The sequence below is a fragment of the Acidovorax sp. GW821-FHT09B03 genome, from assembly GCF_059418305.1.
Map to the genome: position 1 here is coordinate 172,398 of NZ_JBWKPP010000015.1, position 14,634 is coordinate 187,031.

A 14,634-nucleotide genomic window follows, 5' to 3' on the forward strand; every position below is an offset into this window, starting at 1 on the left:
AAAAAATGGCTCCCTCGGGAGCCATTTTTCATGGGTGCGGCAAAAGCGCTTATTCGATCTTCGCGCCCGAGGCTTCCACGATGCCCTTCCACTTGGTGTAGTCGGCCTTGAGCAGGGCGTTGAGTTGTGCGGCCGACATGGCTTCGGGCTCGGCGCCCTGGGCGTGGATGGCGGCCTTCATGTCCTCGGTGGCCAGGAGCTTGTTGATCTCGGCGTTCAGGGCCGTGACCACGCTGGCCGGTGTGCCGGCGGGGGCGAACACGCCGTACCAGGTGCTCACGTCGAAGCCCTTGAAGCCCGATTCGGCCACGGTGGGCACGTCGGGCATGGAGGAACTGCGCTTGGCCGAGGTCACGGCCAGGGGGCGCAGCTTGCCCGACTTGATCTGGCCCATGGCCGAGGGCACGGAGGACATCAGCAGGTCCACGTTGCCGGCCAATGCATCCATGAGCGCGGGGTTGGATCCCTTGTACGGGATGTGGCTGAGCTTCACGCCCGCGGCCTTCTCGAACAGGTCGCCTGCCAGGTGGATGGAGGTGCCGTTGCCGGGCGAGCCGTAGGTGACGGTGCCGGGCGCCGCCTTGGCGGCGGCGATCACATCGGCCAGGGTCTTGTACTTGGAGTTGGCGCTGGTGGCGATGACCACGGGCGTGTAGGCTACGTGGGCCACGGCGGTCAGGTCCTTGGTGGGGTCCCAGGGCAGGTTCTTGTACAGCCAGGGGCCGATGACCAGGTTGTCCTTCTGGCCCATCACGATGTCGTAGCCTGTGGGCGCGGCCTTCACGGCCTCACCGATGCCGATGGTGCCGCCCGCACCCGCCTTGTTGTCGGCGACCACGGTCCACTTGGCGCTTTCGGTGAGCTTGGTGGCCACCAGGCGCGACAGGATGTCGGTGCCGCCGCCCGGCGGGAAGGGCACGATCAGGCGGATGGGCTTGTTGGGGTAGCCGGCAGCGGGGGCGGGCGCCTGGGCATGGGCGGTGGCGCCCAGGGCGAGGGCCAGCGCACTGAAGGAAATCAGGGTGCGAATCATGGTGAAAGATGTCTCCGTCGGTTCAATGGTTGGGCGCGGTCGCTTGGGCGCACGCTCCACTCTGCTGATCTGGGCCAGCACCTCGCCATGATCGCTGATCCGGCGCGGGTGCTGCCTTGCCAATGCGGGGTGGCAGCATCGCCGGTGGCGATGGCAGCCCCCCGGGTATCAGATGCGCTCGAAGATCGCGGCAATGCCCTGGCCGCCACCGATGCACATGGTCACCAGCGCATAGCGGCCCTGCACGCGCTGCAGCTCGTGCAGCGCCTTCACGGTGATCAGCGCGCCCGTGGCGCCGATCGGGTGGCCCAGCGAGATGCCCGAGCCATTGGGGTTGACCTTGGCCGGGTCCAGGCCCAGGTCCTTGGTCACCGCGCAGGCCTGGGCGGCAAAGGCCTCGTTGGCCTCGATCACGTCCAGGTCGGCCACCGTGAGGCCGGCCTTCTTGAGCGCCAGCTGCGTGGCCGGCACCGGGCCGATGCCCATGTACTTCGGGTCCACGCCGGCATGGGCGTAGGCCACCAGGCGCGCCAGGGGCTTGGCGCCGCGCGCCCTGGCGGCACCGGCTTCCATCAGCACCACGGCGGCGGCGGCGTCGTTGATGCCCGAGGCGTTGCCAGCCGTCACCGTGCCGTTCTCCTTGAGGAACACGGGCTTGAGCTTGGCCATGTCCGCAAGGGTTGCGCCAGGGCGGAAGTGCTCGTCGGTCGCGTACTGCACGTCGCCCTTCTTGCTTTTCAGAGTGACGGGCACGATCTGGTCCTTGAACAGGCCGGCTTCGGTGGCGCGCTCGGCGCGGTTGTGGCTTTCCACGGCCAGCTGGTCCTGGTCTTCGCGGCTGATGCCCCACTTGGCGGCGATGTTCTCGGCCGTCACACCCATGTGGATGTTGTGGAAGGGGTCGTGCAGCGCACCGATCATCATGTCCACCATCTTGGTGTCGCCCATGCGGGCGCCCCAGCGCATATTCAGGCTGGCGAACGGGGCGCGGCTCATGTTCTCGGCACCTGCGCCGATGGCCACGTCGGTGTCGCCCAGCAGGATGGACTGGCTGGCGCTCACGATGGCCTGCAGGCCCGAGCCGCACAGGCGGTTCACGTTGTAGGCCGGGGTGTTCTCGCTGCAGCCGCCGTTGATGGCCGCCACGCGCGAGAGGTACATGTCCTTGGGCTCGGTGTTCACCACGTGGCCGAACACCACGTGGCCCACGTCCTTGCCTTCCACGTTGGCGCGGGCGAGCGATTCGCGCACCACGAGGGCGCCCAGCTCGGTGGGCGGGATGTCCTTGAGGCTGCCGCCAAAGGTACCGATGGCGGTGCGCACTGCGCTGACGACGACGACTTCACGGGTCATGGGAGTGTCCTTTCTGGAGGGAGGTCTGTTGGTTTTATTGAGCGTCTCTTACGTCGGCGACCGGGTTGGTGCCGAAGTCCGCGCGATCCAGCCAGGCGAGGACGCGGGTGGCGGCCTCGGCGGGCGATGTGAGCTGGCCACCCGTCTTGAGGTTGGCGAAATTCTCGCGGTCCGGAAACGCCTCGGGGGCGGCGCCGCGCAACTGCACCTGCATGTCGGTGTCGATCACGCCCGGTGCCAGCGAGCATACCTTGGCGCCATGGGGCTTGTGGGCTTCGTCCAGCGCCACGCAGCGCGTGAAGTGGTCCATGCCGGCCTTGGCCGCGCAGTAGGCGGCCTGCGAGGCCATGGCCTTGCGGCCCAGGCCCGAGGAGATGTTGAGCACCTTGCGCGCCGTGGCGGTCCAGCCCTCGGTGGCGTGCAGGAAGGCGGCCGTGAGCTGCATGGGCGACTCCAGGCCCACGCGCAGGGCGTTGGCCAGGTCGGCGGCATCGCTCTCCGACAGCGGGGCGATGCGTGGGATGGTGCCCGCGTTGTTGATCAGCGTGGCGCTGGCAAACCGGCCCGGGGCCTGCGCGGCGAGCCAGGCCTTGAGGCGGGCGGCGGCCTGCTCACCTTGCGAGAGGTCCTGCTGCCATTGTTCGAGTGTGGCGCCAGAGGCCTTGGCGGCGGCGGTCAGCGCGTCCTGGGTGTTGCGCGCCAGGCAGACGAGGGTGTTGCCGGGGCTTTGCAGCAGCTGCTCGGCCATGGCCAGGCCCATGCCGCGCGAGGCGCCGGTGAGGATGAAGAGGTGTTGGGTTTGGGACATCCCCTTATCGTACTGCGCCATGCCGGGCCTGCGGCGCAGGCGGGGCTTCCAGGGCGGCCAGCAGCACGGCCAGCTTGGCGTCGAGCACCGCCAGGTCGGCGGCCTTCAGGGGGGCGAGGATGCGATGCTCGTTGGCCACATGGGCCTGCACCGCCCGGTCGATCAGCGCCAGCCCTGCGGGCGTGAGCTGCACCAGCATGCTGCGTGCGTCCTCGGGGTTGGGCAGGCGCGCCACGAAGCCGCTGGCTTCGAGCTTGTTCATGCGGTGCGTCATGGTGCCCGAGGTGACCATCAGCGTGGAGAACAGCGTGGTCGGTGCCAGGCAATAGGGCGCGCCCGAGCGGCGCAGCGTGGCCAGCATGTCGAATTCCCAGAAGCTCAGGCCGAACTCCTCAAAGGTTTCGTCGAGCCGGCGCTGCAGCAGGGCCGCGCAGCGCTTGATGCGGCCGATGGGGCCCATGGGGCTGACGTCCAGGTCGGGGCGCTCGCGGTGCCATTGGGCCAGGATGGCATCCACGGCGTCGGGCGGGGCGGAGGGTGCGGGCATGGTGGTGCAGGTTGTCTTGATTTCAAGATTTTATGGTACAGTGATTTATCTTGAATTGAAGATAAAATCATGACCGAGACAACTTCCCGCGTCGCCTGGGGCGATGTTTTGCTGACGGCGCTGGCGCCCGCCATCTGGGGCTCCACCTACATCGTCACCACCGAGCTGCTGCCGCCGGACCGGCCCTTCACGGCCGCGCTGCTGCGCACGCTGCCCGCCGGCCTGCTGCTGGTGCTGTGGTGCCGCCAGGCACCGGCCTGGGGCGATGGGCGCGGCTGGGCGCGCCTGCTGTTGCTGGCGGCGCTCAACATCGGCGTCTTCCAGGCGCTGCTGTTCGTGGCTGCCTACCGGCTGCCGGGCGGCGTGGCGGCGGTGGTGGGGGCCATCGGGCCCCTGCTCATGATGGCGCTGACCTGGGCTGTGGACCACCGGCGCCCACCCGCCCTGGCCATGGCGGCCGGGGCGCTCGGCGTGGCGGGCATGGCGGCGCTGCTGCTGTCCCCCGGCGCCGCATGGGACATGGTAGGCGTGGCGGCCGCGCTGGCAGGCACGGTGTGCATGGCCTTTGGCACCTTTTTCGCGCGGCGCTGGCAGTCCGGCGGCCTACCGGTGCTGGCCTTCACGGGCTGGCAACTGCTGGCTGGCGGCGCCATGCTGTTGCCCGTGGCCTGGGCGGTGGACCCGCCGCTGCCCGCCCTCACGGCCGTGCAGGTGGGTGGCTATGCCTACCTGAGCATTGCGGGCGCGCTGCTGGCCTATGCGCTGTGGTTCCGCGGCGTGGCGCGGCTGCCCTCGGTGGCCGTGTCGTCCCTGGGCCTGCTGAGCCCTGTGGCGGCGGTGCTGCTCGGCTGGGCGCTGCTGGGCCAGTCCTTGCGCGGCACCTCGCTGGTGGGGGTGGTGGTGGTGCTGGCCAGCATCCTGGCCGTGCAATGGGCCATGGCGCGGCAGGCTGAACGCGCCGCTTAAAAGTCTGGCGCCAGATGGAACTGCAGCGGCTCCCCGGTGGCGGGATGTGCCAGCGCCAGCTCGCTCGCGTGCAGCAGCAGGCGCGGTGCACGCGCCTGCGTGGCGGCATCGGCGTACAGCGCATCGCCCAGGATGGCATGGCCCACGGCGGCCAGGTGCACGCGCAGCTGGTGGGTGCGGCCGGTCACGGGTTCGAGCAGCAACCGCGTAGTGTGGGCTGCCGCGTCGTGGGCATTGGCACGCCAGCGCGTGAGGCTGGGCTTGCCCGCCGTCGCGTCGATCACGCGCAGCGGGCGGCGCTCCCAGTCGGCGGCAATGGGCAGGTCGATATCGGCCCAGGTGCCGCCATCGACCAGCCCCATGTGTCCTTGCACCACCGCCACGTAGCGTTTGTGCACCTGGCGCTGCTCGAACGCCAGGCCCAGGCGGCGCTGGGCGTCGATGTGCCGCGCCATGAGCACCAGGCCCGAGGTGGCCTGGTCCAGCCGGTGCACGATGAGTGCGCCGGGCCAGCGCTGCTGTGCGCGGGCGCTCAGGCAGTCCTGCTTGTCCGGCCCGCGGCCGGGCACGCACAGCAGGCCTGCGGGCTTGTACAGCACCAGGATGTCCGCGTCCTCGTGCAGTGCCTGCACGGGCAGGGACTCGTCAGGCAGCGCCATGGCCGTGGATGAGCCGGTGCACCGTGGCCACCAGTTCCTCCACATCGTTGGGTTTGTGGATCAGGGCGCTCGCGCCTTCGGCCATGGCGGCCTGCTCGATCTCGGTGGTCACATAGCCGGATGCCAGGGCCACCGGCAGGTCCGGGCGTATCTGGCGCGCCTCGCGCACCAGGTCGGTACCGACGAAGCCGGGCATGTTGTAGTCGGTCACCAGCAGGTCGTAGCGCTGTGGGTCGGCCCGCAATGCGGCGCTGGCTTCGTGCGGGTCGGTGTAGCCGCTCACCTCGTAGCCACGGCGGCGCAGCAACCGCTGCACCAGGAAGACCAGGGCCTGGTCGTCGTCCACGTACATCACATGGGGCTTGCGCTGGTCGACCTGCGCCGTGGCCAGCGGAGCGGGTGCGGGGGGCGGTACCAGTGCCGGCGCTGCCTCGGTGCTGCCCGGTGCCACCGGAAAGTACAGCGTGAAGCGGCTGCCGTGGCCCGGGATGCTGCTCACATCGACCGCGCCTTCGTGCGTGCGCATCACGCCATGCACCACGGCCAGGCCCAAGCCCGTGCCCTGGCCCACGGGCTTGGTGGTGAAGAAGGGCTCGAAGATGCGCTGCAGCGTGGCCGCCTCGATGCCAGGCCCGTTGTCGCGCACGGCTAGGGCCACGTAGTGGCCGTCAGCCAGGCCCAGGCGCTCGCTCAGGCGCTGGTCGGGTTGCACGGCGGCGGCTTCCACATGGATGCTGCCGCGCGCGGCGCCGATGGCGTGGATGGCATTGGTGCACAGGTTGAGCAGGGCCTGCTCGACCTGCGTGGCATCGGCCAGCACCGGCGGCAGGTCCAGCTGCAGTTGCATGTGCAGCTCGATGGCCGGGGGCAGGGTCACGCGCAGCAGGCGTTCGGTGTCGTGCACCACCTCCACCAGCGGCACGGCCGTGCGCTTGGGCGGCTCGTTGCGGCTGAAGGTCAGGATCTGGCGCACCAGGTCGCGCGCGCGGCGCCCGGCCTTGTCGATCTCGCGCAGGCTCTCCAGCGCGGGCGAGCCCGGGGCGCTGTCGGCCTTGGCCAGCTCCACGTTGCCCAGGATGGCGCCAAGGATGTTGTTGAAGTCGTGCGCGATGCCCCCGGCCATGGTGCCCACGGCCTGCATCTTGTGCGATTCGCGCAGTTGCGCCTCCAGCTCGCTGCGGTGCGCCTCCGCCTTCTTGCGGCCTGTCAGGTCGCGCGCGAACACGGTGGTGGTCTCGCCCTCGGCATGGCGCTCGAACGAGACGCTCACCTCCACCGCGAGCTCCTTGCCGCCGGCCGTGAGCGCCGTCATCTCGCCCAGCATGGCCTGCGTGGTGAGCTGCGCGAAGGTCAGGCCCTGCGTCGCACCGGGCAGGAATCGTTCGAGCGGGCTGCCCAGCGCATCGCTGGCGCTGCACTGGAACAATGCCGCCGCCGTGGGATTGAACACGGTGATGCGCTGGTGCTGGTCGACGCAGATGATGGCGTCCAGGGCGGAATTGATCACCGCCTCCAGCCGCTTCTCGCTGGCGTACAGCTGCTGGTTGCGCTGCTGCAGGGCCTGCGCGCTGTGCTGCAGCGCGCGCCGCTCGGTGAGCAGCGGACCCTGGTCGATCACCGCGCACAGGTACTGCGACACGGGGGGGCCGCCGCCGGCCTGGGGCGCCTCGATGTGGGCGATGTGCAGATCGCCCTTGATGCGCAGCTCCCCGCCGATGTCGAAAACCACCTCGTTCACTTCGCTGCGCCCCAGGTTCTCGGCCTGGGCGAAGGCATTGTGTACCCGGTCCACGTCGGCTGCACTCACGAAGGGCATCAGGGACGTGAGGGGGCGGTCGCGCTCGGTGGGCTGGAACGAGCGGTGCGCCATGGAGTTGGCCTGCACCACCATGTCGTGCTCGTCGATCACCATCAGCGCCAGCGGCATGCTGGCGAACAGGGTTTCGAAGCGTTCCGAGGCGCTCTCGGCAACGGCCTGGCTGTAGCGCAGCACCTTGTTCTGGCTCTCGAGCTCTGCCTGGTAGGCGCGCAACTCGGCCACCAGGCCCTCGGCGGGGCTGCCCGCAGTGCTTGCCGTGCCGTCGCTGGCCGCGACCGCATCGTCCGCCGTTGCACTGGATGCAGGCGAACGCCGGGAGGGGTCCAGGAAAGACAGGTCCGGTTCACTCATGGACAGGGGGCGATCAGCAAGGCAGCACCGCGCGAAGAGGGGGAGGTGGGAGGGAAAAACAAGTGTAAGCCTCCCTGGAGTCCCCATACCGCGCATGGATGGGGCGATTGTTGACCGAATCCGAACAATCCTTTTCCCCGCCGCACCTTACCGAACCCATTCCCGTTCTCTACAGTTCATCCATCGGCATTGCGATGCCGTCCACCCAACCAAGATACTTCAGGAACACTGTCCATGACCACAGCCGACCACACCACCGTCGCCAACCCGCTGCTCGACAAGCTGCAATGGCGCTATGCCGCCAAGAAGATGGACGCCGCCAAGAGCGTGCCGGCCGACAAGGTCGAGCGCATCCTGGAGGCTGCGCGCCTGGCGCCCACCTCCAGCGGTCTGCAGCCGTTCGAGATCATCGTCGTGACCGACCCCGCCGTGCGTGCCCGCATCCAGCCCATCGCCTGGAACCAGGCACAGATCACCGACGGCTCGCACCTGCTGGTGTTCGCCGCCTGGGACAACTACACGGCCGAGCGCATCAACATGATGTTCGACCTGACCAACGAGCAGCGCGGCTTCAAGAACGAAGGCTGGGAAAACTACCGCCAGATGCTGCTGGGCATGTACCCCCAGCGCGATGCGGAAGTGAACTTCCAGCACGCCGCCCGCCAGGCCTACATCGGCCTGAGCGCCGCCCTGATGGCCGCCGCCTTCGAAGGCGTGGACTCGACGCCCATGGAAGGCTTCGATCCCAAGGCCCTGGACGAGATCCTGGACCTGAACGCCCGCGGCCTGCGCAGCGTCGCCATCCTGCCCCTGGGCTACCGCGCCAGCGAAGGCGACTGGCTGGTGAACCTCAAGAAGGTGCGCCGCCCACGCGAACAGTTCGTCACCGAAGTGTGATGAAACGCCCCGGCTGGCCCGCGCGGGCCGACCGGGCGCGGTTGCTGCATCTCTCTCTCCTCCGCCGTCTCTGAGACGTTCCGCCCGACACCCCAGGTGCCGGGCGGTTTTTTGCGTTGCTGCGCAGGTCAGCGCACCGCACTGGGCGCATCCGTGACCTGGCGCAGCGGCGTGAGCACGAAGGCCAGGGCCACCAGCACCACCAGGGCGCCGCCACTGGCGGCAAACAGCTGGGCCAGCGTGATGCTCTTCATGAGCCAGCCCGTCACGGCCGCCGAGATCGGTGCCAGGCCCATGAAGATGAACATGAACAGGCTCATCGCCCGGCCGATCAGCATGGGTGGCACGCGCTGCTGGATCCAGGTGAACACGCGCACCTGCATGAAACCACCCAGCAGGCCGATGGCCAGCATCAAGCCAGCGCCCTGCCATGTGGCGTCGATCATGCCCATGGGGATGAACAAGAGGCCGATGACGGCATCGAAGACCAGGATGGTCAGCCCCAGGCTGCCCACACGCAGCCGCGGGAACATGCCCGAGGCCACCATGCCCGCCAGCGTGCCTGCGCCGTGGGCGCCCAGCATGGTGCCGAAAGCGGCCGCGCCCAGCGTGGGCGTGCTGCTGGCCAGCACCGGCACGGCGATGTGGATCGGGCCCATGATGAACAGGGCGATGGCACTCCAGTAGAGGAAGCAGGTGCGCAACTCGGCATCGCGCCAGAAATGCGCCAGGCCCTGCGCCACCGAGGCCAGCACGGCCTGCGGTGCCGCTGTGCCGGCAGCTGGCGCGGCTGCCGCCAGCGTGCGCACCTTGGCAAGGGTCCAGGCCGAGATGCCGAAGCTCAGGGCATCGAGCGCGAAGGCCATGCCGATGCCCGTCGCATTGGCCCGGGCGTCCGCGCCGGTGCCCGCGCTGCCGTCGCCGAACAGCGCGATCAGCAGGCCCGCGAGCAGGGGGCCGAGGAACATGGTGAGCTGGCGCAGGCCCAGGCTGATGCCGTTGGCCGCCTGCAGCTGGGCGCGCGGCACCACGTGGGGCATCATCGCCGTGCCCGCAGGGATGCTGAAGGCCGTGGACAGGCCGATCGCCAGCGACAGCACATACACCATCCACAGCGTGAGCGTGCCCGTGAGCACCAGGCCGCTGAGCAGCGCCAGCAATACCAGGTTGATGTACTTGGTCAGCATCAGCACCTGCTTGGGGGAGTAGCGGTCCACCAGCGCGCCGCCGATCAGGATGAACAGCGCGCGCGGCACGCTCATGAGTGCCAGCACGGTGCCCAGCACCAGCGTGTCGCCGGTCATCTGCAGCACCAGCCAGGGCAGGGCGATCAGGGTGAACTGGTCACCCAGCATGGTCAGGGCCGAGCCGCTGGTGAGCCAGCGGAAATTGGCGTCGCGCCATAGCGCGGCGCGCGGGTCGGCGTTCGGGTTCGTGTCAGTGCGCATGGGTGGGTTCTCCGGAAGAAGGGTGGGAGCGGTGGCGGCGTCCATTGAGGAGCGCGCCGACGGCCCTGGAACGGACAAGAAAGTGGTAGCTCGCCAGGCACACGGCGGTGGTGGCGCTGATGTTGATCAGCATCTTGGCCAGCGCGGGCAGGGGCAGGCCGTACAGCAGCGCGCCAAAGGCGATGGTCAGGGGCAGGTGCACCAGGTACACCCAGTAGGAGCTGTCGGCCAGCCAGGCCAGCCACGCATGGCGGCCCCGCACATGGCGCAGGAAGATGCCGATCAGCGCAAAGCTCCACAGCCAGGACGCGGTGTTGTAGACCAGTGCAATGGCGAACAGCAGGGCTTGCGGGACAGCGCCCGGTTGCGTGGCGACCTCGGCCAGCACGCCCGTGGCCAGGAACAGGGCGAAGGCCGAGGCCTCCGGGTGTGCCAGCGTTTCCATGAGGATGCCCGTCAGCAGAAAGCAGACGCCACCTGCCGCTGCATACAGCGGCCAGTGCCTCTGCCAGTGCGCGAACAGGCGTTCGCGCAGCAGGTACGCGCCGGTGCCGAACGCGAAGAACAAGCCGTTGTGCAGCCATTCGGCCAGCGGGGGCAGGAAGGCGCCACTCGGTGTCAGGATTCCGTTGGGGTAGCGGCTGCCCAGCCAGGCCAGGGGCAGCGCCAGCACCAAGGCTCCCCAGGGCGATTCGCCCAGGTGGCTGACGCATGCCGCCAGGGCGGCGTGCACCCGGTCCGGTAGCCGGACCAGGGCCCAGTGCAGGGGCACGGAAAGGACGCAGAACCACAGCAGCAGCCACAGGAACCACAGGTGCATGGTGGAAAGCCCCTGGGACACACCGGGGCGTGGCTGCAGCAGGCCCTTGTCCAGCCCCCAGGTTCCGTGCGCCATGCGGTGCAGGAACAGCAAGGCCAGCACCGCGCAGGCGGCGTACAGCAGCGGCCAGAACACGGCGAAGGGCAGCGCCAGCCGGCGCATGCGGTGGCGCAGCATGCCGGGGGCTCCCCGGCGCTGCACCAGCAAGGCCACGAAGAAGCCCGCGAGGATGAAGAACACCGGCATGCGGAACGCGTGGATGAACGCCATGAGCAGGTCCGCCACCGGGGTCGAGCGGTCGTCGTGCCAGGGCAGGGGCGATGGAGAGACCAGGTGGATCACCGCGACGTGCAGGACGATGCCCAGCCACATCATGGTGGCGCGCAGGTTGTCCAGGGCGTGCAAGCGGTCGGCGGGGGCGTTGTCGTCAGCGGGTGTCATGGTCGGTCCAGAAGCTCTGGGGTCCGACTGTGGGCCCTCACGTTGCGTGAGGGTCAAGCATTTTTCAACGCTTTTTGGGCCGGCCGGATGCCTGCTCTGCCAGGGCCGCCTGCGCCAGCACCTCCAGCAGGTAGTGGCGCACCGCCTGGCTCAGCGGGGAACCGGCGCGCAGCAGCGGTTCCTGCGCCGATGCCGTGAGCAGTTTCTCGCGCAGCACGGGGTCGTGGCTGGTCAACTGCCCGAACAGGGCATCCCAGCGCAGGGCCGCCGCAACCGCCTCGGGCTGGTCGGCGGGCACGCCGTCGGCCAGCAAGCGCTGCACGTCCCGCTCCAGTTGTTCCCATTGCGTGTGCGGCACATGCCCGAGCCGGCGCAGGTCTTCGCGGGTCAGGTACTTCTCGAGCAGGGCCATGCGCATCTTGATCGCGGTTTCGACGAACTCGATCATGTCGCCCGGCGGCGCGTGGTTGCGTCCCTGGGTGCTGGGCTCGGTGCGGAACATGTGGCCCCAGCGGTCCAGCAGGTCCAGGTCGCCACCCATCCAGTGCAGCATCAGCGCCATCCAGCGGTAGGCCAGGGCCTGGACCTCGGGGCTGTCAGGGGGCTGCTGGCGGTCCATCGCATTGCGCACCAGGTCCTTGACCACCAGCCAGTCGGCCTCGATCAGGCTCCAGTTGGTGAAGATCTGCTTGAGCTCGGCGGAGCTGAAGTACTTGCCGTAGGTCGTCATCAGCGCCAGCGCTTCAAGCCAGTTGCCCATGTCGGGCTCGGCTCCGGCCATCAGGCCGTCGCGCAGCATGGTCAGGCGCGCGCGCAGCTCGGTGGCCTGCGTGATCTGCTGGTCCAGCGCACGGATCTGCTGGCCGATGATGCGCTCGGGGGCCATGCCCTCGCCAGCCAGCAGCTCGCCGATGTCGCTGAGCGCCAGGCCCATCTGGCGCATGGTCTGGATGCCATGCAGGCGCTGCACGTCGGCCTGGCTGTACAGCCGGTAGCCGGCCTCGGAGCGGCCGGAGGGCGCGAGCAGGCCGATCTCGTCGTAATGGTGCAGGGTGCGCACCGTGAGGCCGGTGCGGCGGGCCAGTTCCCCGACTTTCAGCAGCATGTGCAAGGAATGGATGAAAGTGGCCCGCGCGCCGGTGGGTTCTTGTTACTTGCCGACGGAAATCAGTTCGATCTCGAAGTTCAGCGTGGCGTTGGGCGGGATCACGCCGCCGGCACCGTTGGCACCGTAGGCGATGGCGGGTGGGCAGGTCAGCTTGGCCTTGCCGCCGGGCTTCATGCGCTGCACGCCTTCGGTCCAGCAGGGGATCACGCGGTTCAGCGGGAACGAGGTGGGTTCGCCGCGCTTGTAGGAGCTGTCGAACTCCTTGCCATCGAGGAAGGTGCCCTTGTAGTGCACCTTGACGGTGTCGGTGGCCTTGGGCGATTCGCCGGTGCCGTCCTTGAGCGATTCATACACCAGGCCGCTGGCGGTGGTGACGGGCTTGGCGGCTTGCTGGGCCAGGGCGGCGGGGGCGATCACGAGGCTGGCGAGCAGCAGGCACAGGGTATGGCGCAAGGGGTTCTCCTTCGAATATTTCAGACAGGCGCGATCTTAGTCGTGTTCTTGTGGGTGTCCGTTCTCTGTTGTGTCGGTGGTTGCTGCTGTTTCTTTTCCGAGGGCGGAGGCCGGGATGTGCGCCCGGCGGCGCACCTACTTTCTTTTGCGTCGCCAAGAGGGTGTAGAACAAATAAATTATGATCCTGCCGCATTGACTTACCAGGAGCAATGCAATGGCAAGGACAGGCCGGCCACCCGTGATCCCTCCCAGCGAGTATGCTGCCCTGCGCGAGGTGGTTCGAGTCAACCCTCAAGCTACCCTGTCCGAGTTGGCGCTGGCCTGGGCAGATCGCATGGGGCGCAATGCCCCCAGCACCGTGACCATGCGGGCGGCCCTGAAGGCTGCTGGCTTGCAACGGACGCGGCCCAAAGCCCAGCTCTCGCGTGCGCAAACCCAGCAGCCCGTCAAGCGCTACGGCTACAACGCCCAGCATCGGCCCAGCCGCTCGCAAGGCATTGCAGGAGCCCTGACCGACGCCGAATGGGCGCTGGCCCAGGACTTGTTCGAGCCAGAACCTGGCTCGCGCGGCAGGCCTGCCACCTACTCGCGGCGCAGCATCGTCGATGCGTGCTGCTACGTGCTGCGCACCGGCTCGTCCTGGCGCAACCTGCCTGCCCAGATCTACCCGCCCTGGCAATCCGTTCAGAAGGCCTTCGTGGTGTGGGCCCGCCAAGGCAAGTTCGAGGCGCTGCAAGAGCGCTTGCGCCAACAGTGGCGCCAGCGCCTGGAGCGCGCAGCCCAGCCCAGCGAAGCCGTCATCGACTCGCAGTCCAATCGGGGCAGCCCACAGGGCGGGGAGCTGGGCTTCGATGCAGGCAAGAAGGTGCAGGGGCGCAAGCGCCATCTGGTAGTGGACACGCTGGGCCTGTTGCTTGCTGTGGTGATCACCAGCGCCGCTGTGCCAGATCGGGCAGCAGCGACCCAGGCGATAGCCCAGGCATGCAAACGCACGAACGGCTCGGTCAAGACCGTGTGGGCAGACAGTGCCTACGCTGGGCAATGCGCCCAGCAGATCGAGAAGGCGCATCAGGTGCAGGTACGCATCGTGCGCCACAGTGCTGGACATCGATGGGACGATGCCCAGCAGTCTCTGTGGAGCGACGAGCAGCCGGTTGCCATTGCCAAGAAGCGCTGGGTGGTGGAGCGCACCCATGCGTGGCTGGAGCGCAATCGCAGGCTGGTGATGCACCACGACCGCAAGCCGTTCTATGCCGCGGCATGGGTATGGCTTGCGCAGGCTCGGATGCTGTTGGGGCGGTTGAAATAGATTTCTTCTACACCCTCCAAAAGAAAGTAGGCAAAGAAAAGGCGACCCCGCTGTCTGCGTCCCTTCGCTTCGCTGCGGGCAGCCTGCGATGCTCGGTCCTGGGGTGGCGTCGCAGAACTCGCTGCGTTCTTCGAACTCCGCTCAAACAGCTGCGACGAGTCAGATCACGAAGCGTGTGTGTCCTGCGGCACACACGCCCACCCCAGGCCCTGCGCTTCTCGGCGCAGCCAGAAAGGGTGGGGAGCGGGTACCACCCGGCTGCTGCTTTGCAGCTGCGCCTGGGGTCGGTTCGCGCTGCGCGCTGCCGACGGTTGGGACGCGATCGCCCTGGCGAGCCGAGCGCAGCGAAGGACCACAGGCCGAGCGAAGCAATGGCCCGTATGGACCCCGTTCCCCCCCCTTCTGACCGTGCCGAGAAGCGCAGGGCCTGGGGTGAGCGCGTGCCGCAGGACACGCGCATCGTCATCTGGCTCGCCGAAGCTGTTTGACCGGAGCTGCCTCGCAGAGGCAGCGCAGGGAGTTCTTCGGCGTCACCCCAGGACCGAGGTTCTATGGTTCGCGTCAACCTGATTGACACCCGATCTTGGCCGGATCGAACGCCTGTCCGCTTTTCCATACCGC

At 68.3% G+C, this 14,634-nt stretch carries 13 protein-coding genes; 3 read left to right on the top strand and 10 right to left on the bottom strand.

Annotated features, from left to right (window positions below):
- Window positions 1-49 precede the first annotated feature (49 nt).
- The 4 genes from AC07PA_RS23730 to AC07PA_RS23745 all read right to left on the bottom strand — a co-directional run bounded on the left by AC07PA_RS23730 (window position 50) and on the right by AC07PA_RS23745 (window position 3,741).
- A complete protein-coding gene (locus AC07PA_RS23730; RefSeq protein ID WP_007850666.1) occupies window positions 50-1,033 on the bottom strand; it encodes a tripartite tricarboxylate transporter substrate binding protein in 984 nt (327 codons plus the stop codon).
- A 168-nt stretch (window positions 1,034-1,201) separates the two neighbouring features.
- On the bottom strand, window positions 1,202-2,386 hold the full coding sequence (bktB, locus tag AC07PA_RS23735) for a beta-ketothiolase BktB (RefSeq protein WP_494605852.1): 1,185 nt from the start codon (window positions 2,384-2,386) through the stop codon (window positions 1,202-1,204).
- A gap of 34 nt (window positions 2,387-2,420) precedes the next feature.
- Window positions 2,421-3,194, bottom strand: a complete 774-nt coding sequence (locus tag AC07PA_RS23740; RefSeq protein ID WP_494605850.1) for an SDR family NAD(P)-dependent oxidoreductase — start codon at window positions 3,192-3,194, stop codon at window positions 2,421-2,423.
- A 4-nt stretch (window positions 3,195-3,198) separates the two neighbouring features.
- Window positions 3,199-3,741 (bottom strand): MarR family winged helix-turn-helix transcriptional regulator, encoded by a 543-nt coding sequence (locus tag AC07PA_RS23745; protein WP_007850659.1) that lies wholly within the window; start codon window positions 3,739-3,741, stop codon window positions 3,199-3,201.
- Between the two features lie 69 nt (window positions 3,742-3,810).
- On the opposite strand from AC07PA_RS23745, the gene AC07PA_RS23750 reads away from it, so the two are divergent.
- Entirely contained in the window at window positions 3,811-4,707 is an 897-nt protein-coding gene (locus AC07PA_RS23750) for an EamA family transporter (protein WP_007850657.1), read from the top strand.
- Here the strand turns inward: AC07PA_RS23750 and AC07PA_RS23755 are convergent.
- Together AC07PA_RS23755 and AC07PA_RS23760 are read right to left on the bottom strand one after the other, a co-directional pair.
- Entirely contained in the window at window positions 4,704-5,366 is a 663-nt protein-coding gene (locus AC07PA_RS23755; RefSeq protein ID WP_494605847.1) for an RluA family pseudouridine synthase, read from the bottom strand. The genes AC07PA_RS23750 and AC07PA_RS23755 overlap by 4 nt on opposite strands.
- Window positions 5,353-7,536 carry a PAS domain-containing hybrid sensor histidine kinase/response regulator gene (locus AC07PA_RS23760; protein WP_494605845.1) on the bottom strand — a complete coding sequence of 728 codons (2,184 nt, stop codon included), beginning with the start codon at window positions 7,534-7,536 and terminating at the stop codon, window positions 5,353-5,355. The genes AC07PA_RS23755 and AC07PA_RS23760 overlap by 14 nt, the downstream gene beginning before the upstream one ends.
- A 234-nt stretch (window positions 7,537-7,770) precedes the next feature.
- On the opposite strand from AC07PA_RS23760, the gene AC07PA_RS23765 reads away from it, so the two are divergent.
- Window positions 7,771-8,433 (top strand): NAD(P)H-dependent oxidoreductase, encoded by a 663-nt coding sequence (locus AC07PA_RS23765; RefSeq protein WP_494605843.1) that lies wholly within the window; start codon window positions 7,771-7,773, stop codon window positions 8,431-8,433.
- Between the two features lie 128 nt (window positions 8,434-8,561).
- Here the strand turns inward: AC07PA_RS23765 and AC07PA_RS23770 are convergent, their stop codons facing one another.
- From AC07PA_RS23770 to AC07PA_RS23785, 4 genes are all read right to left on the bottom strand, one after another.
- Entirely contained in the window at window positions 8,562-9,881 is a 1,320-nt protein-coding gene (locus AC07PA_RS23770) for an MFS transporter (RefSeq protein ID WP_494605841.1), read from the bottom strand.
- Window positions 9,871-11,142: an acyltransferase family protein gene (locus AC07PA_RS23775; protein ID WP_494605839.1), complete on the bottom strand. Its 1,272-nt coding sequence runs from the start codon at window positions 11,140-11,142 to the stop codon at window positions 9,871-9,873. Before AC07PA_RS23775 ends, AC07PA_RS23770 begins: the two co-directional genes overlap by 11 nt.
- A gap of 64 nt (window positions 11,143-11,206) precedes the next feature.
- Window positions 11,207-12,247 (bottom strand): MerR family transcriptional regulator, encoded by a 1,041-nt coding sequence (locus AC07PA_RS23780; RefSeq protein WP_494605837.1) that lies wholly within the window; start codon window positions 12,245-12,247, stop codon window positions 11,207-11,209.
- Between the two features lie 45 nt (window positions 12,248-12,292).
- Entirely contained in the window at window positions 12,293-12,703 is a 411-nt protein-coding gene (locus AC07PA_RS23785) for an FKBP-type peptidyl-prolyl cis-trans isomerase (protein ID WP_007862023.1), read from the bottom strand.
- Between the two features lie 215 nt (window positions 12,704-12,918).
- On the opposite strand from AC07PA_RS23785, the gene AC07PA_RS23790 reads away from it, so the two are divergent.
- Window positions 12,919-14,013 carry an IS5 family transposase gene (locus tag AC07PA_RS23790; RefSeq protein WP_494605835.1) on the top strand — a complete coding sequence of 365 codons (1,095 nt, stop codon included), beginning with the start codon at window positions 12,919-12,921 and terminating at the stop codon, window positions 14,011-14,013.
- Window positions 14,014-14,634 lie beyond the last annotated feature (621 nt).

What these genes read in the sequence shown, in the direction of transcription:
- AC07PA_RS23730 (WP_007850666.1), bottom strand. Translation starts at nt 1,033, where the DNA reads ATGATTCGCACCCTGATTTCCTTCAGTGCGCTGGCCCTCGCCCTGGGC.
- bktB (WP_494605852.1), bottom strand. Translation starts at nt 2,386, where the DNA reads ATGACCCGTGAAGTCGTCGTCGTCAGCGCAGTGCGCACCGCCATCGGT.
- AC07PA_RS23740 (WP_494605850.1), bottom strand. Translation starts at nt 3,194, where the DNA reads ATGTCCCAAACCCAACACCTCTTCATCCTCACCGGCGCCTCGCGCGGC.
- AC07PA_RS23745 (WP_007850659.1), bottom strand. Translation starts at nt 3,741, where the DNA reads ATGCCCGCACCCTCCGCCCCGCCCGACGCCGTGGATGCCATCCTGGCC.
- AC07PA_RS23750 (WP_007850657.1), top strand. Translation starts at nt 3,811, where the DNA reads ATGACCGAGACAACTTCCCGCGTCGCCTGGGGCGATGTTTTGCTGACG.
- AC07PA_RS23755 (WP_494605847.1), bottom strand. Translation starts at nt 5,366, where the DNA reads ATGGCGCTGCCTGACGAGTCCCTGCCCGTGCAGGCACTGCACGAGGAC.
- AC07PA_RS23760 (WP_494605845.1), bottom strand. Translation starts at nt 7,536, where the DNA reads ATGAGTGAACCGGACCTGTCTTTCCTGGACCCCTCCCGGCGTTCGCCT.
- AC07PA_RS23765 (WP_494605843.1), top strand. Translation starts at nt 7,771, where the DNA reads ATGACCACAGCCGACCACACCACCGTCGCCAACCCGCTGCTCGACAAG.
- AC07PA_RS23770 (WP_494605841.1), bottom strand. Translation starts at nt 9,881, where the DNA reads ATGCGCACTGACACGAACCCGAACGCCGACCCGCGCGCCGCGCTATGG.
- AC07PA_RS23775 (WP_494605839.1), bottom strand. Translation starts at nt 11,142, where the DNA reads ATGACACCCGCTGACGACAACGCCCCCGCCGACCGCTTGCACGCCCTG.
- AC07PA_RS23780 (WP_494605837.1), bottom strand. Translation starts at nt 12,247, where the DNA reads ATGCTGCTGAAAGTCGGGGAACTGGCCCGCCGCACCGGCCTCACGGTG.
- AC07PA_RS23790 (WP_494605835.1), top strand. Translation starts at nt 12,919, where the DNA reads ATGGCAAGGACAGGCCGGCCACCCGTGATCCCTCCCAGCGAGTATGCT.